The sequence below is a fragment of the Burkholderia sp. Ac-20345 genome, assembly GCF_017104825.1.
Classification (GTDB): domain Bacteria; phylum Pseudomonadota; class Gammaproteobacteria; order Burkholderiales; family Burkholderiaceae; genus Burkholderia; species Burkholderia lata_B.
Map to the genome: position 1 here is coordinate 23,765 of NZ_JAAGPO010000083.1, position 17,319 is coordinate 41,083.

General features: G+C 67.4%; 18 protein-coding genes and 1 pseudogene. 2 read left to right on the top strand and 17 right to left on the bottom strand.

Annotation, left to right across the window (positions count from 1 at the left end; genetic code table 11):
* Positions 1–52: 52 nt before the first annotated feature.
* The 14 genes from G3O06_RS26610 to G3O06_RS26675 form a co-directional block, all read right to left on the bottom strand.
* Complete coding sequence (locus G3O06_RS26610; protein ID WP_174968878.1) at positions 53–1,453, bottom strand: MFS transporter; 1,401 nt, start codon at positions 1,451–1,453, stop codon at positions 53–55.
* Between the two features lie 30 nt (positions 1,454–1,483).
* Positions 1,484–2,728 (bottom strand): FAD-dependent oxidoreductase, encoded by a 1,245-nt coding sequence (locus tag G3O06_RS26615; RefSeq protein ID WP_205818017.1) that lies wholly within the window; start codon positions 2,726–2,728, stop codon positions 1,484–1,486.
* Positions 2,725–3,687, bottom strand: coding sequence for a VOC family protein (locus G3O06_RS26620; RefSeq protein WP_205818018.1), 963 nt, complete (start codon positions 3,685–3,687; stop codon positions 2,725–2,727). The genes G3O06_RS26615 and G3O06_RS26620 overlap by 4 nt, the downstream gene beginning before the upstream one ends.
* A gap of 18 nt (positions 3,688–3,705) precedes the next feature.
* Positions 3,706–5,196 (bottom strand): aldehyde dehydrogenase, encoded by a 1,491-nt coding sequence (locus G3O06_RS26625; RefSeq protein ID WP_174968875.1) that lies wholly within the window; start codon positions 5,194–5,196, stop codon positions 3,706–3,708.
* Positions 5,197–5,268: 72 nt separating this feature from the next.
* The gene (locus G3O06_RS26630; RefSeq protein ID WP_174968874.1) at positions 5,269–6,084 is read right to left on the bottom strand and encodes an aspartate dehydrogenase; all 816 of its coding nucleotides are present in this window, start codon (positions 6,082–6,084) and stop codon (positions 5,269–5,271) included.
* Entirely contained in the window at positions 6,077–7,744 is a 1,668-nt protein-coding gene (locus G3O06_RS26635; RefSeq protein ID WP_174968873.1) for a thiamine pyrophosphate-binding protein, read from the bottom strand. Before G3O06_RS26635 ends, G3O06_RS26630 begins: the two co-directional genes overlap by 8 nt.
* On the bottom strand, positions 7,737–8,534 hold the full coding sequence (locus G3O06_RS26640; RefSeq protein ID WP_205818019.1) for an SDR family oxidoreductase: 798 nt from the start codon (positions 8,532–8,534) through the stop codon (positions 7,737–7,739). Before G3O06_RS26640 ends, G3O06_RS26635 begins: the two co-directional genes overlap by 8 nt.
* Positions 8,531–9,388 (bottom strand): IclR family transcriptional regulator, encoded by an 858-nt coding sequence (locus tag G3O06_RS26645; RefSeq protein WP_174911475.1) that lies wholly within the window; start codon positions 9,386–9,388, stop codon positions 8,531–8,533. The genes G3O06_RS26640 and G3O06_RS26645 overlap by 4 nt, the downstream gene beginning before the upstream one ends.
* Positions 9,385–10,281, bottom strand: coding sequence for an alpha/beta fold hydrolase (locus G3O06_RS26650; protein WP_205818020.1), 897 nt, complete (start codon positions 10,279–10,281; stop codon positions 9,385–9,387). Before G3O06_RS26650 ends, G3O06_RS26645 begins: the two co-directional genes overlap by 4 nt.
* 18 nt (positions 10,282–10,299) lie before the next feature.
* Entirely contained in the window at positions 10,300–10,827 is a 528-nt protein-coding gene (locus tag G3O06_RS26655; RefSeq protein ID WP_174997875.1) for a cupin domain-containing protein, read from the bottom strand.
* Positions 10,828–10,855: 28 nt separating this feature from the next.
* Positions 10,856–11,626, bottom strand: coding sequence for an SDR family oxidoreductase (locus G3O06_RS26660; RefSeq protein ID WP_174911481.1), 771 nt, complete (start codon positions 11,624–11,626; stop codon positions 10,856–10,858).
* Positions 11,619–12,695 carry an aromatic ring-hydroxylating dioxygenase subunit alpha gene (locus G3O06_RS26665; protein ID WP_174911484.1) on the bottom strand — a complete coding sequence of 359 codons (1,077 nt, stop codon included), beginning with the start codon at positions 12,693–12,695 and terminating at the stop codon, positions 11,619–11,621. Before G3O06_RS26665 ends, G3O06_RS26660 begins: the two co-directional genes overlap by 8 nt.
* A 52-nt stretch (positions 12,696–12,747) precedes the next feature.
* Entirely contained in the window at positions 12,748–13,059 is a 312-nt protein-coding gene (locus G3O06_RS26670; protein WP_175968647.1) for a recombinase-like helix-turn-helix domain-containing protein, read from the bottom strand.
* 1 nt (position 13,060) lies between these two features.
* Entirely contained in the window at positions 13,061–13,378 is a 318-nt protein-coding gene (locus G3O06_RS26675; protein WP_011354710.1) for a non-heme iron oxygenase ferredoxin subunit, read from the bottom strand.
* Between the two features lie 444 nt (positions 13,379–13,822).
* On the opposite strand from G3O06_RS26675, the gene G3O06_RS26680 reads away from it, so the two are divergent.
* Both G3O06_RS26680 and G3O06_RS26685 read left to right on the top strand, forming a co-directional pair.
* Complete coding sequence (locus G3O06_RS26680; protein ID WP_174911490.1) at positions 13,823–14,902, top strand: porin; 1,080 nt, start codon at positions 13,823–13,825, stop codon at positions 14,900–14,902.
* Between the two features lie 145 nt (positions 14,903–15,047).
* Positions 15,048–15,350, top strand: coding sequence for a DUF1330 domain-containing protein (locus tag G3O06_RS26685; RefSeq protein WP_205818021.1), 303 nt, complete (start codon positions 15,048–15,050; stop codon positions 15,348–15,350).
* Positions 15,351–15,397: 47 nt separating this feature from the next.
* Here G3O06_RS26685 and G3O06_RS26690 read toward each other — a convergent pair whose 3' ends face one another.
* From G3O06_RS26690 to G3O06_RS49230, 3 genes and pseudogenes are all read right to left on the bottom strand, one after another.
* The gene (locus tag G3O06_RS26690; RefSeq protein WP_174968866.1) at positions 15,398–16,291 is read right to left on the bottom strand and encodes an IclR family transcriptional regulator; all 894 of its coding nucleotides are present in this window, start codon (positions 16,289–16,291) and stop codon (positions 15,398–15,400) included.
* 300 nt (positions 16,292–16,591) lie between these two features.
* Positions 16,592–17,071 carry a type 6 secretion system effector deamidase TecA gene (tecA, locus tag G3O06_RS26695; protein WP_174911499.1) on the bottom strand — a complete coding sequence of 160 codons (480 nt, stop codon included), beginning with the start codon at positions 17,069–17,071 and terminating at the stop codon, positions 16,592–16,594.
* A 101-nt stretch (positions 17,072–17,172) separates the two neighbouring features.
* A pseudogene (locus G3O06_RS49230) lies at positions 17,173–17,319 on the bottom strand (YbaB/EbfC family DNA-binding protein); the annotation flags it as partial.

Genomic DNA, 17,319 nt, shown 5'->3' on the forward strand with positions numbered 1-17,319 from the left:
GGCCCGGACATCGTCCGGGCCTCTTCACTTCATCCGTTACCGCCGGCCGCGCTTACGCTTCAAGCGCCTCGAGCACCTTCCCCTTCGTCTCGATCCCGACGAAGTGCACGGTCACCGCCGCGATCAGCGGCACGATGCCGATCAGGTAGAACGCCGGCGCGAGGTTGCCGCCGATGATCGCGTGCGGCACCACCATCGGCGCGACGAACGACGCGATCTTCAACCATGCGCTGCCGAGCCCGCAGCCCGACGCGCGGATGCTCGTCGGATACTGCTCCGGCGTATAGACGTAGGCGGTAATGAACCCCGACGCCATCAAGCCGAGCGACAGCGAGCAGAAGATCGACACGACATACACCGACGACGCGTGATAGACACCCGCGAACGCCAGCGACAGCGCGCACAGCACGAACGACCACACGATCACCGGCTTGCGGCCGAGCTTGTCGACGAGCAGCGCCGACGCCAGCGACCCGAGCACGCCCATCACCGAGCCGATCACCGCCAGGTTCAGCGCGAGCTGCAGCGGCGCGTGATAGAAGTTCTTGTAGATCGTCGGCAGCCACGTCGACAGCCCGTACTGGATGAACCCGCAGGTCGCCCACAACGTCGCCACCGCGAGCGTGCGCTTGCGATACGCGGCGCTGAACAGGTCGCTCATCTTGCGCTTCGGGTGCTGGCGCACCATCTCGTCGAACGCGGCCGCCTGCGTGACGGGCGGCAGTTCGCCGCGCACCGACGCTTCGAACACGCCGACCGCACGCCCGGCTTCCGGGAGCCGCCCGCGCGACGCGAGCCAGCGCGGCGATTCCGGCACGAGGCGCGTGAGCACGAGCGACAGGATCAGCGGCAGCCCGCCGACGAAGTACATGATTTCCCAGCCGAAGCGCGGCACGAGCCACGCACCGAGCGCCATCGACACGAGCAGGCCGATCGGGAACACGATCTCGTACAGCAGTACGAAGCGGCCGCGGCCATGTGCACGCGTGATCTCGTTGATGTACGTCGCGGCAACCGGCAGCTCGCCGCCCAGGCCCAGGCCCTGCAGGATCCGCAGCAGCACGAAGATCTCGAAGGTCGGCGCGAAGCCGCACGCGATGCTCGTGACGCCGATCACGGCCGAGCTCCACGCGATCGCCTTCACGCGGCCGTGCTTCTCCGCAAGCGCGGGAAACAGGAAGGCGCCGATCAGCTGGCCGATCGCGCCGGATGCGATCAGCAGGCCGATCTGCGTCGGCGACAGCCCCCATTTGTGAATCAGCAGCGGCAGCGTCGCCGCGATCGTGATCACGTCGAAGCCGTCGAAGAACGTCGCGGTGCCGATCAGCACGCGGGCGCGGATCTGCATCGCGTTGGCGGGAAGCCGCTCGAGCCGCGCGATGATCGCGCCGGGCGTGGAGGCGGCAGCTTCCATCGTGGCGCGACCGGCCACGACGTTGTCGAAAGTGCTCATGCGGGGTGTCTCCTGTGTCTCGTCGCCCGGTCAGGCCAGTGTCTTGCTCGTGTCCGCCAGGGCTTCCGTATCCACTGCCCGGCCCTGGTTCATCCACTTGCGCGCGAGCTTCAGCTCACGCGCGTTGTTGACGGCGATGACACCTCTCACATGTCCTTCGCCCACGAAAAACAGCGTCGCGCGTCGTGCGGCAAGATCGCCGCGCACGACGAGCTGCGCATCGGCCGGCAGATCGCCGAGGATCTGCAGGTTCACGTCGTATTGATCCGACCAGAACCACGGAATCTCCGCGTACGGCGTACGCACGCCGAGCACGGCCTTCGCAGCCGCGATCGCCTGGTTCTGCGCGTTGGCCCACGATTCGAGCCGCACGCGCCGCTTCAGCCAGCCGTTGTGATGGTTCGCGACGTCGCCGCACGCGAAGATCGCCGGATCGCTCGTCGCGCCGAATTCGTCGACGACGATGCCGTCGTCGATCGCCAGCCCCGCATCGCTCGCGAGCGACGCGTTCAGCGCGAGGCCGATGCCGGCCACCGCGAAATCGGCGTCGATCGTCGTGCCGTCGGCGAGCGTCGCGCGTACCTTCGACGCGTCTTCCGGCTGCGCGTCGAGCGATGCGAGCGCCGCGCCGAGCCGTACGTCGACACCGTTGGCGCGATGCAGGTCGAGCAGGAAATCCGACACGAGCTGCGGCACCGAGCGGCCGCACAGCCGCGGCGCGCCTTCGACGACGACCGCTTCGACGCCGAGCTTGCGCGCGGTCGCCGCGACTTCGAGGCCGATCCAGCCGCCGCCGATCACGAGCACGCGCTGACTCGCGCGCAGCTTCTCGCCGAGCGCGGCCGCTTCGTCGAGCGTGCGCAGGTAATGCAGGTTCGGCGTCTTCACGAGCGAGGCCGGCAGGCGGCGCGACGTGCCGCCGGTCGCGATCACGAGCCGGTCATATTCGATCTCGCGGCCGCTTTCGGTTTTCACGACGCGGCGCGCACGGTCGATCGATGCTGCGCGCTCCGGCTGCCATGCTTCGACGTTCAGCGCGTCGAATTCGTCGGGACGCACGACGCGCACGGTTTCGATGTCGGCGTCGCCGGCCAGCACGGCCTTCGACAGCGGCGGGCGCTCGTACGGCAGATGCGGTTCGTCGGCGATCATCACGAGGCGGCCGGCATAGCCTTCCGCGCGCAGCGTCTTCAGCACCCAGCCGGCGGCCTGGCCGCCGCCGATCACGACGACCGTGCCGGGCGCTGCCTGCTCCTGTGCGTTCCCTTCGCTCATGATTTGCGCTCCGTCATGAACTTGCCTTCCGGCGCCTTTGCGTTCTTCTGCCGGCGCGTGTTGCCGTCGAGGCCGCCGTCGACGGCCCATTCGGCGAACACGGTCGGGCCCGGCTCGAATTCGCGCGGCTGCCATTCGGGCGTCAGCACGTCTTCGTCCGCGTAGTACTCGATCAGCCCGCCGGCCGGGTTCTGGAAGTACCAGAAGTACGCGGACGACACCGGGTGACGCCCCGGGCCGAGCTGCGTTTCCCAGCCGCAGCGGTCGATGTGCATGCCGCCGCCGAACACCTCGTGGATGTCGCGCACGGTGAACGCGACGTGGTTCAGGCCGCGTTTGCCGTTCGGCAGCGCGAGCAGGAACAGGTCGTGGTGGCCGCCGTGCGGCGCGCAGCGCATGAACGCGCCGCGGCCCGGGTAACGGTCGGACGTCTCGAAGCCCAGCAGTTCGTGATAGAACTTTTCCTGCGCGTCGAGGCAGTTCGTGAAGAACACGACATGCCCGACCTCGACCGGCTCTGCGCGTGCATAGATCGGGCTCGGCTGGTCGACGCGCAGCGTCTGGCCCCACACGTTCGACGGCGAGCCCGTGATGTCGAGTTCTCGCTTGCGCGTGACTTCAACGCGGATCGCCATTCCGTTCGGGTCGATGCAGCCGACCGCATCGTCCTGCGCGTAATAGCCGGGCTGGCCGGCGAGCTTCGTGCGCAGCGCGTCGAGCTCCTGCTGCGTCGCAACGCCCCACGTGACTTCACGCAGCGTCGGGCCCGCCTCGAACGCGGGCGGCAGCGCCGGATCGTCGGCCTTGACGGCCAGCACGGTGCAGCCGTTCAGCGTCTCGAAGCGTGCGCGCGAGTCGTCGTGCGCGACTTCCTTCATCCCCCAGTCGGCGAAAAAGCGCCGGCAGGTCGCGAGGTCGTCGACGCCGTACGTGATCTGCTCGATTCCCAAAATGCTCATTGCGTCATTCCCCTTCGCTCAGTTCGCCCACGGCAGCGGCGCGTCGTTCAAGCCCCAGTAGAGGCTCTTCTGCTGCATGTACTCGCGGATGCCCAGACGCCCCTTCTCGCGGCCCATCCCGCTCTCCTTCCAGCCCGAGAACGGCGTGGAAATCGAGAACAGCTTGTACGTGTTGATCCAGACGGTGCCCGTTTCCAGCGCACGCGCGATGCGCCAGGCGCGCTTGTAGTCGCGCGTCCAGATGCCGGCCGCCAGGCCGAACACGCTGTCGTTCGCCTGCGCGATCAGCGACGCTTCATCGTCGAACGGCATCGCGACGAGCACCGGGCCGAAGATTTCTTCCTGGCAGATGCGCGCGCTGTTCGGCAGGCCTTCGAGAATCGTCGGCTGATAGAAGAAGCCGTTTTCGCGCCCGTCGCCCGACGGCCGCTCGCCGCCGCACAGCAGGCGGCCGCCTTCCTCGAGGCCGAGCGCCACGTAGCGCTCCACCGATTCGCGATGCTTCGCGGTGATCAGCGGCCCCATCTGCGTGTCGGGCCGCGTCGGGTCGCCCACGCGCAGCTTGCGTGCGCCCGCGACCAGGCGCTTCATGAATTCGTCGTACACCGAGCGCTGCACGAACAGCCGCGAGCCCGCGATGCACGCTTCGCCCGACGAGCTGAAGATGCCGTACAGCACGCCGTTGACCGCGTGATCGAGATCGGCGTCGTCGCATACGATGGTCGGCGACTTGCCGCCGAGTTCGAGCGACACCGGCATCAGCTTTTCGGCCGCGATGCGTGCGATGCCGCGGCCCACTTCGGTGCCGCCGGTGAACGACACCTTCTTCACCAGCGGATGACGCACGAGCACGTCGCCGATCACCGAGCCCTTGCCGGGCAGCACGCTCAGCACGCCCTTCGGCACGCCCGCTTCCTCGCAGATGCGAGCCAGCGCGAGCGACACGAGCGGCGTGACTTCGGCCGGCTTCAGCACCACCGCGTTGCCGCCGGCCAGCGCCGGCGCAAGCTTCTGCGCATCGGATGCGATCGGCGAATTCCACGGCGTGATCGCCGCGATCACGCCGATCGGCTCGTGCACGCTCATCGTCAGGTAGTCGCCGCGCGACGGCGTCAGCTCTTCGTCGAGCGTCTCGAGGCACGCCGCGAAATAGCGGAACGTGTTCGCGGCGCTCGCCACCAGCACGCGCGTCTCGTTGATCGGCTTGCCGTTGTCGCGGCGCTGCAGGTTCGCGAGCGCCTCGTGGCGCTGCATGATCAGATCGGCGATGCGGTACAGCACCTGCGCGCGCAGGTGCGGTTTCAGCCCGGCCCAGTCGGCGCGGCGCCACGCGGCGTCGGCGGCCACGACGGCTTCGGCCGCGTCGTCCGCATTCGCGGTCGACACTTCCATGTTCAGCGACTGGTCGGCCGGATAGATGCTCGCGTAAGGCGCGCCACGGCCGCGCCGCCATTCGCCGCCGATCAGGATGTTGCCGTCGGGTACGAGGCTCGTATCGAAAGGAGTCATGTCACAAGTCCCACAAATCTGTCTCTGCACGTCCGCCCTCGCCGTGGCGCGGGCGGACATTCAATGGCCCGGTCAGATCACGCAGCGGGCCGCGCGGTTGCGCAGCGCGCGGATCGCGCTGTACGCCGTCAGCGCGGACGTCTTCGGGTTGTCGGGCAGCGGCTTGCCGCTCATTTCCAGCGACATTTCGCCGAATGCGCCGCGCGCGGTGATGCGGTGCACGTTGCGCGCGACGGCCGGATCGGCAATCAGGCGCACGTGCGTCGCGTCGAGGCCGAGGCCCGCGAGCGCAACGGTTGCCGCGACGTTCGCGTTCTTCGGATACAGGCGTGCGGCATCGCGCGCGCTGCCTTCGAAGATCACCTTTTCCTCGGTCATCGCGCGCAGGTCGCACAGCGCCTCGGCGGGCGTGCCGAGCCAGCCGAGCGGCGGCTTGCGGCCCACGTACAGCACTTCGTCGAGGCCGCCCTGCTTCGCGGACGCCAGCGCGTCGATCCCGCCGATCGCACCGGACAGCAGCGTCACCGTCGCGTCACCTTCGTCGGCTGCCTGCGCGAGCACATCGAGCAGCGCGAGATCGGACAGCGCGCCGATCGACGCGACCGCGCAATCGGTGCCGGCCTTCAGCAGCGGCACGACGTGATCGACTAGCGCGCTGTGGCCCGCGCATTCGAGCGCGAACTCGGGGCGGCGGGCCAGTGCGCCGACCGACGACACGACCTCCACCGCGCCGCCCAGCACGCCCCGTACCGCCGCGCACTGGTGTTCCGGCACGATCACGTGCGCGACGCGCAGCGACGCATCGTGCTCGACCGCGTGGTACACGGCCGCGCCGATCGCACCGAAGCCGATCATCGCGACGTCGACGGGTGCGTGGCCGTTACGCATACTGGCGCTCCGACGGCTCTTCCTTCTTCACCGGCGGGCCGGCGAAGTTCGATGCGAACGAACCGACCGACAGCATGTCGACCTCGACCATCACCGGCCCCTGCTTCGCCATCCCTTCGCGCACGATCGCTTCCGCGTCGTCGAGCGACGTGATCCGGTAATGCGTGAGGCCGAAGCTCGCGCAGAACTGCGCGAAATCGGGCTGGTGCAGTTGCACGAAGCAGCGGCGGCCGTCGTAGTGCGCGTCCTGGATGTTGCGGATCACGCCGTAGCACTGGTCGTTCATCAGCACGATCATCACGTTCGCGTTTTCCTGCACGGCCGTCACGAGCTCGCCGACGTTGACCATCAGGCCGCCGTCGCCGACGAGGCAGACCGTCTTCGCCGCGGCGCCCGCGAGCGCTGCGCCGATGCCCATCTGGATGCCCTGGCCGATGCCGCCGCCGAGCGCATGCACGCCCGAGCGCGGCTCGAAGATCTTCAGCAGGCGGTTGCCCCACGTGCTGTTCGAGATCGTCACGTCGCGCACCCAGTTGTAGTCGCGGCCAACAGCGCCCTGCAGCGTGTCGACGAGCTGCTTGTACGGCCCGAGGCCCTTCGACACGTCGGCCACCGCCTGCTCGCGGGCTGCCGCGAGATCGGCCGCGAACCGCGGGTCGACCGACAGGCGGCCTTCGAGCTGGTCGGCCAGCTCGGCCAGCACGCGCTTCGAATCGCCGTGCACGAACAGCTCGTTGCGATAGCCGCGGTTGTCGGCGAGCGCGTCGGCATCGATGCGGAACAGCGGCTGCGGCAGCCCGAGCTTGTACTTCAGCGTCTCGTTGCCGCGCAGACGCGAACCGACGACGACGAGCGCATCGCAAGTCTTGTAGAACGCTTCGACGGACGCGTGCACGTTGAACGCGCCGAGCGTCGCCGGGTGATCCTCGGGCAGCACGCCTCGGCCCTGCACGCTCGTCACGACGCCGAAGCCGAGCTTCACGAGGCGTTCGACTTCCTCGCGTGCGTGGCGCGCGCCGCCGCCGAGCCACAGCAGCGGGCGGCGCTTGGCCGCCAGTGCGTCGGCGAGCTTCGCGACGCGGGCCGCGTCGTGCTCGCGCACCGCGACGTGCGCGGGCTCCAGGTCTTCCGGCCATTCGATTTCAGCGGCCTGGATGTCGATCGGAATCTCGACCGACACGGGGCCCGTCGGCGCGGTCTGCGCGATGCGCACGGCTTCGCGGATCGTCGGCAGCACGGTTTCGACCGTGCGCACGCGGAACGCGGCCTTCGAGATTGCATCCAGCATCGACAACTGGTCGGGTGCTTCGTGGATGTACGCGAGATCCTGGTCGAGGTACGGCGTCTCGATCTGCCCCGTGATGTGCAACAGCGCGGTGCCGGCCGTCAGCGCCTCGACCATCGCGCCGGCCGCGTTGCCCGCCGCCGTGCCCGTGCTGGTGAGCGCGACGCCGAGGCCGCCCGACACGCGGGCCAGGCCGTCGGCCATGTTCAATGCGCCAGCTTCGCCGCGTGCGCCGACGTACCGGATGTTGCCGCGCGTGTTGATCGCGTCGAGGATCGGCATGTTGTGGATCGAGATGACACCAAATGCGGTCTTCACGCCGCACTGCTCGAGGAAGGTGGCAATCAGCTCGCCAACCGTGGTTTTGTTAGACATGGCGTGCAAAGCCTCCAGAAACGTCGATATGGCTGCCCGTCGTGTACGACGACAGATGCGTTGCGAGATAAAAAAGTGCCCAGGCGGCCTCGTCAGGCTTGCCGAAGCGGTTCAGCGGAATGTTCTTCGTGCGGGCGAGCGCGCCCGTCCAGTCCTCCCAGCTTTCGCCGGACTGCGCCTGCGTTTCGTAACGGCGGCGCCACTGGCCCGACTCGACGATGCCGATCAGGATCGAGTTCACGCGGATGCGCTGCGGCGCAAGTTCGGTCGCGAGCGACTTCACGAGGCTCAGTACGCCCGCGCGCGCCGACGACGTCGCGACCATGTGCGGCTCGGGCTGCAGCGCGAGCAGCGAGTTCACGCAGGTGATCGTCGGCGCCTGCGCGTCGCGCAGCAGCGGCAGGAACGCGCGTGTCGGGCGGATGATGCTGAAATACTTCAGTTCGAGCTCTTCGCGCCACGCATCGTCGGTCGTGTCGGCGAAGGTCGACACGCGGCCCTGGCCGGCGTTGTTGACCAGCATGTCGGCACGACCGAAGCGCGTCGAAACCGCTTGCGCGAACGCGGCCACATCGGCTTCGTCGAGCACGTTGCAGCGCTCGGCGAGCAGTTGCGCGCCCGGGTATTTTTCAACGAGCATCGCTTCGGCGCGTGCGAGACGGTCGCCATCGCGGCCGCAAATCGCGACCGATGCGCCCGCCTGCAGGAACCGTTCGGCGGTCGCGAGGCCGATGCCGGACGAACCGCCCGTCACCACCGCCACCTGCCCGGTCAGATCGATCTGAATCATCGGAGTCCTAAAGCCTTGAGAAACGTGTGCTCGTCATCCGAGCGGTAATTGAGCCGCCGCGACAGTTCCGCCGCCGCGCGCTGCACCTTGTCGATCAGCCCGTCGGCGATCAGTGCCGCATCGATCTCCGGGCGCGGCACCGTCACCGTGATGCATGCAACGATCTTCTGCGTCTCGTTGCGCACCGGCGCCGTGACCACCGAGATGCCGCGCTCGAACGACGAATTGCTGACGCCGTAACCACGCAGCGCATCCTCGCGAATCACTTCATACAGCGCGTCGACCGTCTCCGGCGTCGCGTTCGTCATCCGGTTCAGCGCGCTCTCCGGATACAGCGCATGCAGCTCCTTCAACGACAGGTCGCCCATCAGCACGTGGCCGTGCGTCGTCGCATGCGCGGGCAAGCGCGTGCCGACGTTCACGCGGATCGAGCTGAACACCGGCGCCTGGCTCTGCGCCTTCGCGACGAACACCACGTCGCGGCCGTCGCGGATCACGATGTGCGTCGTGAAGCCGGTCGCGTCGCGCAGGCTCTCGATCACGGGCAAGCCCAGATCGGTCAGCTCCAGCGAGCTCAGGTATTCGAAGCCGAGCCGCAGCACGGCGATGCCGAGCTTGTAGTTGCGATCCTTGTCCGCACGCTCGAGGAAGCCGAGCGATTCGAGTGTCTGCAGCAGACGGAACACCGTCGTGCGCGGAATGCCGAGCCGCTTCGACAGCTCGGGCGCACCCAGCACGGGCTCGCGCGGCGAGAATTCGGCGAGGATCCGCAGCCCGCGTTCGAGGCCCGGCACCACGTAACTGGCTTCGGCCTTGCCGTTTTCGAGTTCGGGTTGTTGCAGCGGTTTGTTCATGCCAGCCCCCGCTGTTGGTCGCACTGACGGCAGAACGTGTCGATCAGTGCGGAATAAACGGCCGGTGCCTCGACATAGCCGGCGTGACCGGCTTGCGGAATCACCTGCAGCCCGACGTGCGCGGCCGCGGCAATCCGCTCGCACGCGGCAGGCGGCGTAATCGCGTCGTTCGCGCCGACGGCCACGGCCGTGCGGCCGCGAAAACCGGCGAGATCGGCCGCGAGATCGGCGTTCGCGAGCAGATGCGTGGCCTGCGCATAGCCGGCCGGCACGATGCGCGCCATGTTCCAGCGCACCCATGCACGCGCATCCTCGTTCGCGAAACCGGACAGCATGTTGCCGCTGCGCTGCTCGGCGAGCCCGGCCGGGCCGAGTTCCGCGAGCATCGCGAGCCGCGCGGCGCGGCGCGATTCGCGTGTTTCGGCCGGCGCGCTGCCGTAGCCGCCCGCGGGCGACACCAGCAGCAGGCCGGCGATCCGCGCGGGCATCACACGAGCGAGACCGCCCGCGATGATCGCGCCGAGCGAATGACCGACCAGCACGCAGCGTTCGATGCCGAGTGCCTCGAGCCACGCGTTCAGCGATGCCGCGTAATCGGCGGCGGCCGGCGACGCGCCGTGCACCGGCGTCGACACGCCGTAACCGGGCGCATCCCACGCGAGCACGCGCCGCGATGCGCCGAGCGTGTCGAGCTGGCGGACCCACGATGCGGCGCCCGAGCCGATGCCGTGCAGCAGCACGACCGGCAGCGCACGGCCCGCATGCTGCGCGCCGGCCTCGCGATAACCGATCGTGCCCGCTGCGCCGGCCGCGCAACGCTGTTCGGGAAACTGCCCGAGCAGCGTGGCGAACGCCGAGGTGCGGTCGCGTTCACGTTTGTCGATGACACTCATTGCTTCACCTGCTCCGTCTCAGCGCTTGATCTTCGCGAGCGGCGAATCGGGCGGATACGTCGGCGTGATCGGCTTCGCCGAACCGAGCATCACGCACATCAGCGCATCTTCCTCGCCGATGTTGATTTCCGTGCGATATACGCCCGGCGGCACCGAGATCAGGTCGCGCTCGCCGAGGATCGCTTCCCACGTCTCGCCATCGCGCTCGCAGATCACCTTCATCTTGCCGCGCAGCACGAAGAAGATTTCTTCAACGTCCATGTGGATGTGGCTCGGGCCGATGTTGCCGGCCGGGATGACCATCGTCGAAAACGTGAAGCCGCCGGCCGGCACCGTGTTGACGTCCTTCGCGACGCCCGTGCCGCCCGTGCCGACGTAGCGCATCTGCGCGCGGCGGTACTTCGGGTCGTAGTCGGCCTGGAACTTCAGTGCGTCCCAGTCGTAGCGCCGCGTCGCGTAACGAGCAACGCGCCCTTCCATCCAGTCGTTGAAGCTTGCGCCTTCCGGCTGGTCCCACGACTTGCGTTCGAGATCGGCGTCCGCCATCGTCCTCTCCTTCATCAGAGTGAAAACTTCAATTCATTACGAAGCCGCCGTTCACCGGCAGCAGTTGACCCGTCACGAAGCGCGCGCCGTCCGACAGCAGGAACAGCACCGGGCCCGTCACGTCGTCGGGCACCTGCGCGCGCGTCAGCGCGCGGCCCTGCATGTAGAACGCGTGGCGCTCGGCCGGCACGTAGGCCGTCGCCTCGACTTCGGTCAGCCCCGGCGCGATCGCGTTGACCGTCACGCCGTGCGCGCCGAACTCGCGCGCCTGCGCATGCGTCATCGCGATCACCGCGCCCTTGCTCGCGACGTACGCGAGCAGCTTCGGCGCGCCCCACAGCGCGGTGTCCGATGCGAGATTCACGATCGCGCCACGGCCCGACTGCGCGAGGTACGGCAGCGCCGCATTGCTGACGAGCCACACGCCGCGCACGTTCACGTTCATCACGGCGTCCCACGTCGACACGTCGAGCTCCGTCGACAGCTTGCCGCCCGAGTTCGTGATCGCCGCGTTGTTGATCAGCGCGTCGATGCCGCCGAGCGCCGCCGCGCCATGCGCGACGAACGCGGCGACACTCGCCGGATCGGCGAGATCAAGCGCGAAGAAATGCGCGACATGGCCCGCTTCGGAGAGTTGCGCGGCAAGCGCACGGCCTTCGTCGGCCAGCACGTCGCCGAACGCGACCTGCGCGCCCGCTTCGACGAGCGACTTCACGAACGCCGCGCCAAGCCCGCGCGCGCCGCCCGTGACGAGCACGCGGCGCCCCGCGAGCGACACGACCGGAGCGCGCTCAGCCATTTGCCGGCTCCGATGCGGCCTGCGCCTGCGCCGCGCGATGCGCGTCGAGCGCGGAAAGATGCTCCTGCGCACGCGTGCGCAGCATCCGGCGCACACGCGTCATGCCGACGTCGTGCTGGTACAGGTATTCGTGATCGCGCGCATTCGGCGCGAGGCTTTCGAGGACGTAGCGGTCCTGCTCGAGCACGTCCCAGTGCAGGCCCTCGAGGCGGTTGCGGTACATGAAGCGCCACACGTCGCGCTGCCAGCCGCTGACCTTGCGCGTGCGCCAGAAGTAGACCTGGCAGTTGTCGCCGTCGACCGGCGTCGCGAAGCCGATGATCCCGAAGTTGCCGCCCGGGCCGAACTTCTGCTTGTACGGAATCGCGAGGCGCATCCACAGGCAGCCCGTTTCGCCGAGCTCGACCCAGTCGAAGTTCACGTCGCGCTGGCCGATCTTCTCGAACATCAGGCCCGTTTCCGTCTTGCGCACGCGCATGTCGGCCTGCTTGTCGCCTTCGGCCATCGAGTGCGAGGTGGCATGCAGGTACGCGCCGTGCATCGGGTCCATCACGTTGTCGATCGCGTACTGGTAATTGCACTTCCAGTTCGACACGCACAGGAAGTGGCCGTACTCGTCGTCGACCAGTTCCTCGGGCAGGTTCAGCGGCGCCGGCTCGCCGTGCGCTTCGTCGCCGAACCACAGGAAGATCGCGCCGGCCTTCTCTTCGACCGGATACGACTTCACGCACTTCGTGCCTTCGAGCGGACAGTTCGACACGGCCGGCACGCGGTTGACCGTGCCGCCGCCGTCGACTTCGATGCCGTGATACCAGCAGGCGATGTTGCCGCCGAGGTTCCAGCCGAGCGACAGGCGCGCGCCGCGGTGCGGGCAGCGATCTTCGAGCGCGTGGACCTTGCCGTCGTGATCGCGCCACAGCACGATCTGCTCGGACAGGCGCGTGAGGCCGACCGGTGCATTCGACACCTGCCAGCTCGGCGCGACGGGATACCAGTAGTTCTTGATGCCGCGGTCGAGATACTCACGGACCGGGTCGTGTTGGACTGCGTGTTGTACGGGGGACGTCATCAGTGTGCTCCGGATGCGGTTGTCGTCGGGTCGGCGGTCGGCGCTCAAGCGCTCATTCCGCGAGCGAGGCCATTTCGGCGCGGAAGCGCTCGGCGGTCCACACCGTGCCGTCCGGCGCGCGGAAGCCGATGCGGTTCAGGCCCGCGACGACATCGTCCAGCTCGATCGCACCGGCTTCGAACACGCGCTCGAGCGCATCGCCGAGGTCGTTTTCGTACTGGGTCGGTGCGGCCTTGCGGTTCTGCCAGACCTGGTTCTCGACCTGGCCGGGGATCTCGATCTGCCCCTTGCCCGCGACGTTGTTCGGCTGCGGCGCCACCCACGGCTTCAGGAAGGGATTGAAGTTGACGGTCGCTTCTTTCATGTCATTCCACCTTGATCTGGATTTCCTCGCCGGCGAGACGCACCGCGTACTGCTTCAGTGCGCGTCCGCCCGGACCCTTCAGGCATTCGCCCGTCTTGATGTCGAACACGGCCTCGTGCAGCGGGCATTCGACCGTGCCTTCGTCGACGAACCCCTGCGTCAGCAGCGCGTACGCATGCGGGCACACGTTCTCGAGCGCATACACGTCGTCGCCGACGCGGTAGATCCCGATTTCGACGCCGTCGGTCCGCTTGAACTCGATCGGCGTGTCTTCCGACAGCGCGCCGGCGTGCCCGGCGCAAACCCATTGTTCAGACATCTCACACCCTTCCTTCTGATCGACTCTCGGTTTGTTCCGATTTGTTCCATACCCGGAACAGCAGTTTATGGATGGTGATTATAGGAGCGACTTTCCACGAGTAAAACAAAAAGGTGCACGCCCTAGGGAAAACACTGACCGCCGGGTCGGCGATCACGTGCACCCATCTCATTAAATGAAATTTTTTGTTATCTGACGGGGAGTTACCGGGTTTACACGGGCTTCGCGCAGCGGCGCCGGGTATCGGCCGCGAACGCATCCGTCCCGTAAAAATTATTTTTGATCCGGTGCTCGACGCCTCTATACTCCATTCCATCAGAGGCACATTGTTCCTTATATGGAACATACGAATGCCCGATCGATGGCGAAGACGCGCGACGGCCGGCCGTTCCTGCGCATGCCGCCACGGCACGTTTTCATCAGGTTGGAGATTCAGGAGATCAAATGGTCAAGCACGCGGTAGCAGCAGCAGTGATCGGATTGGGCGCCGTGTCGGGCGCGTGGGCGCAGAGCAGCGTGATGCTGTACGGCAGCATGGATGCGGGTGTCGCGTACGTGAACAACGTCGGCGGCCATGCGAAGTGGGCGATGATCCAGGGCAATACGCAGCCCGATCGGTGGGGCCTGAAGGGCAAGGAAGACCTCGGCGACGGCCTGTCGGCGATCTTCCAGCTCGAAAACGGCTTCTATACGAACAACGGCCAGTTCGCGACCGCGAACACGATCTGGAACCGCGCGGCATTCGTCGGCCTCAGCTCGGAGCGCTACGGCACGCTGACGCTGGGCCGCCAGACGCCGCTGTCGTTCGACTATCTCGATCCGCTCAGCACGGCCTACCTCGCGATGAGCTGGTACGCGTTCCACCCGGGCAACATCGACGGGCTCGCCGCGACCGGCAACGTGCCGTACAACAACTCGGTCAAGTACCGTTCGCCGACCTTCGCGGGCTTCTCGGCCGCGGCGACGATGGCGCTCGGCAACACGACGAACTTCTCGACCGGCAAGTCGGTCGGCGTCGCGCTGAACTACGCGAACGGCCCGTTCAAAGCATCGGCCGTGTACTCGAACGAGCACGACCGCTCCATCCTGATCAGCACGACCGGCATCACGTCGTTCCAGGGGCAGAACACCGCGAACGGCTACACCGCGAGCAAGGTCGAGAACATCGGTGCGGGTGCGTCCTACCAGTTCGGCGACTTCCTCGTGCATGGCCTGTACACGCGCACAAAGATGCAATCGAACGGCTTTTCGGACACGTTCCAGAGCTACGACGCGGGCGTGAACTACCGCAGCAGCGCGTTCAACACGATCGCGGGCGGCGCGGCGACCACGACACTGGCCGGCCGCCGCTGGACGCAGGTCGAGCTCGGCGACATCTATGCGCTGTCGAAGCGCACGCAGTTGTATGCAAACGTGCTGGTCGAACACGGTTCGGGCGGCGCGAAGGCTGCGTTCTTCACGGCAGGCGTGTCGAGCACCGCGAACCAGGTGATCGTGCTCACCGGGATCCACCACTCGTTCTGAACGAAGTCAGGCGTTCGCCCGCCTGAAACGACAAGAGCGGCCCGCGGGCCGCTCTTGTTCTTTCGTGGATCGCATCTGCACAGCCGCCGTACCCGTCGCACCGGCAACGGGTAGCATCACCGGACCCCGATGAACGGAGACGACCGTGGCAGTCTATTTGCTGGCGCAACTTCGCTTCACGCACCGCAACGCCTACGACCGGTATCAGGCGCGCTTCATGGAGGTATTCCGCCGCTTCGACGGCCGCCTGCTCGCGGCCGACGACGCACCGGTGGCGCTCGAAGGCGAATGGGACCGGAACAAGGTGGTGCTGATGTCGTTTGCCGACGAGATGTCGGCGCGCCGGTTCATCGAGTCGCCCGAATACCGCGAGATTTCCGAGGATCGCCATGCGGGCGCGGACACGCTCGCGCTGCTCGTGCACGGCCTGCCCGTACCGGGCGCATGAACACGACGGCGGCGGCGCGGCCACGCGCCAGCCGCGCATCGGAACACTCAGAACATCGCGACCTTGTGGCGCGCGTGCGCGAACGTCGGGTCGCTTTCGAGCGGACGATAGTTCAGCCGCTGTGACAGGTCGACCGCCGCGCCGCACACCGCTTCGACGAGCCGTTCCTTCTCGCGGGCCTCGCCGATCTCCGAGCGCGGCACCGTCGCGGTGATCGCCGCGACGATCGAGCCCGAATGATCGCGTACGGGTGCAGTCACGGCCGAAATGCCGCTCTCGAATGCAGCCTCGCTGACCGCGTAGCCTAGCCGCGCGTAATGGCGCACGCGTTCGTACAGTTCGTCGACGGTGCCCGGCGTGCGCTCGGTGAACTGCTCGAGCCGCTTTTCCGGATAGAGCTGGCGCAGTGCGTCGCGCGTCAGGTCGCCCATCAGTACGTGGCCGTGCACGGTCGCATGCGCGGGCAACCGCGTGCCGACATGCACCTTCACAGAGCCGAACATCGACGTATTGCTCTGTGCCTTTGCGACGAACACGACGTCGCGCTGATCGCGTATCAGCAGATGCGTCGACAGGCCGGTCGCGTCGCGCAGCCGTTCGAGCACGGGCGTGCCGAGATCGGTCAGTTCGAGCGAATTCAGGTATTCGAAGCCGAGCCGCAGCACGCCGACGCCAAGCCGGAAATAACGGTCGCCGTTCACGCGCTCGAGGAAACCGAGCGCCTCGAGCGTCTGCAGCAAGCGGAACGTGGTCGTGCGCGGAATGCCGATGCGCTTCGACAACTCGGGCGCGCCGAGCACCGGCTCGCGCGCGGAGAATTCGGCGAGGATCCGCAGCCCGCGTTCGAGCCCCGGCACCAGATAGGACGATGCGCCGCCGGACGATTCGTCGTCGCCGGGCGCCGCGGATTCAGGCGCGCCGCTCATCGTTGTCTTGGCCATGTGGACATGGACGGAAGGAAATCAATCACGAAACAGGTCATGGATCGTCGTGGCCGGCCGGTCATGCCGCCTCGGCGCGCACGCAGTAGCACCCGCGCGCTTCGCCGCGACGCAGCATGCGCCGCCACGACTCCAAGAAGAGTCATTCACGGTCGAGAGGATAGCAGTGATGGACAGCGCGACGCCATGCGGAAATCGCCGAACGGCCGGACAGCCGCCGCCCGGCCGTGCGCGCAGCGAGCGGCCGACGGATCGCGGCCGGCGTGGCTTGCTGCGCCAGGACGCCGAGGCGCCCGCTGGCTACAGGCGCGACAGGTGAACCCGGATGTTCGCGCGGTCATACGTGAAGCCGCCGGCAGCGTCCGGCTCGAGCACCCGCGCAAGGTCGACCGCATACATCCATCCGCTGCCCAGGCGGCCCCCGTTGATCGCCCGGATCCGGCTGCCGCCGACGGCGATCGCGGCATGAAAGACCGTACCGCCGCGCGAGAAGCCGACCGCGGTTCCCGCCGGAATGCTCGCGCGCCCGTCCCATTGACCGCCGGTCTCGAAGTTGAAACGAGTCCGCCAGTGCTGGCCGATCGTGTCGAGCAGCGCACCGGGCGCGATCATCGCGTCGCTGCGCAGCAGATACCGGACATAGGCCGCGGCGTCGTAGCAGACGCCGCCGGAAACGTATTCGTTGATGTCGGCCATGCCGAACATCAGCCCCTGGGCGTGCTTCTGCCGTTCGGCGAAACCGGACTGGGCGACATGCCCGCCTAACTGGGAAAGTTGCATGGGTGGCTCCTTGTGAAGAAACAGGACATCGTCGTCCCGCCAACGCAATAACTTCATATGTTATTACGATATCGAGCCACTTCCACATCCGGCCTCGGGCGTCACGGCATGCGCGCCGCCGAAGCCGGCGCGGCGGCGGCCGCATCGGGATTCGGCGCGAGCCGCAGGCGCACGCGCAACGGCTGCAGCATGTCGGGCGGCGGCGGCTCCGCCAGCGGGCCGGCCGAAAGCAGTTGCCGCAGCGTCGC

Excerpts from the sequence above, each read along its gene's own strand:
- G3O06_RS26610 (WP_174968878.1), bottom strand. The coding sequence starts at position 1,453 with ATGAGCACTTTCGACAACGTCGTGGCCGGTCGCGCCACGATGGAAGCT.
- G3O06_RS26615 (WP_205818017.1), bottom strand. The coding sequence starts at position 2,728 with ATGAGCGAAGGGAACGCACAGGAGCAGGCAGCGCCCGGCACGGTCGTC.
- G3O06_RS26620 (WP_205818018.1), bottom strand. The coding sequence starts at position 3,687 with ATGAGCATTTTGGGAATCGAGCAGATCACGTACGGCGTCGACGACCTC.
- G3O06_RS26625 (WP_174968875.1), bottom strand. The coding sequence starts at position 5,196 with ATGACTCCTTTCGATACGAGCCTCGTACCCGACGGCAACATCCTGATC.
- G3O06_RS26630 (WP_174968874.1), bottom strand. The coding sequence starts at position 6,084 with ATGCGTAACGGCCACGCACCCGTCGACGTCGCGATGATCGGCTTCGGT.
- G3O06_RS26635 (WP_174968873.1), bottom strand. The coding sequence starts at position 7,744 with ATGTCTAACAAAACCACGGTTGGCGAGCTGATTGCCACCTTCCTCGAG.
- G3O06_RS26640 (WP_205818019.1), bottom strand. The coding sequence starts at position 8,534 with ATGATTCAGATCGATCTGACCGGGCAGGTGGCGGTGGTGACGGGCGGT.
- G3O06_RS26645 (WP_174911475.1), bottom strand. The coding sequence starts at position 9,388 with ATGAACAAACCGCTGCAACAACCCGAACTCGAAAACGGCAAGGCCGAA.
- G3O06_RS26650 (WP_205818020.1), bottom strand. The coding sequence starts at position 10,281 with ATGAGTGTCATCGACAAACGTGAACGCGACCGCACCTCGGCGTTCGCC.
- G3O06_RS26655 (WP_174997875.1), bottom strand. The coding sequence starts at position 10,827 with ATGGCGGACGCCGATCTCGAACGCAAGTCGTGGGACCAGCCGGAAGGC.
- G3O06_RS26660 (WP_174911481.1), bottom strand. The coding sequence starts at position 11,626 with ATGGCTGAGCGCGCTCCGGTCGTGTCGCTCGCGGGGCGCCGCGTGCTC.
- G3O06_RS26665 (WP_174911484.1), bottom strand. The coding sequence starts at position 12,695 with ATGACGTCCCCCGTACAACACGCAGTCCAACACGACCCGGTCCGTGAG.
- G3O06_RS26670 (WP_175968647.1), bottom strand. The coding sequence starts at position 13,059 with ATGAAAGAAGCGACCGTCAACTTCAATCCCTTCCTGAAGCCGTGGGTG.
- G3O06_RS26675 (WP_011354710.1), bottom strand. The coding sequence starts at position 13,378 with ATGTCTGAACAATGGGTTTGCGCCGGGCACGCCGGCGCGCTGTCGGAA.
- G3O06_RS26680 (WP_174911490.1), top strand. The coding sequence starts at position 13,823 with ATGGTCAAGCACGCGGTAGCAGCAGCAGTGATCGGATTGGGCGCCGTG.
- G3O06_RS26690 (WP_174968866.1), bottom strand. The coding sequence starts at position 16,291 with ATGGCCAAGACAACGATGAGCGGCGCGCCTGAATCCGCGGCGCCCGGC.
- tecA (WP_174911499.1), bottom strand. The coding sequence starts at position 17,071 with ATGCAACTTTCCCAGTTAGGCGGGCATGTCGCCCAGTCCGGTTTCGCC.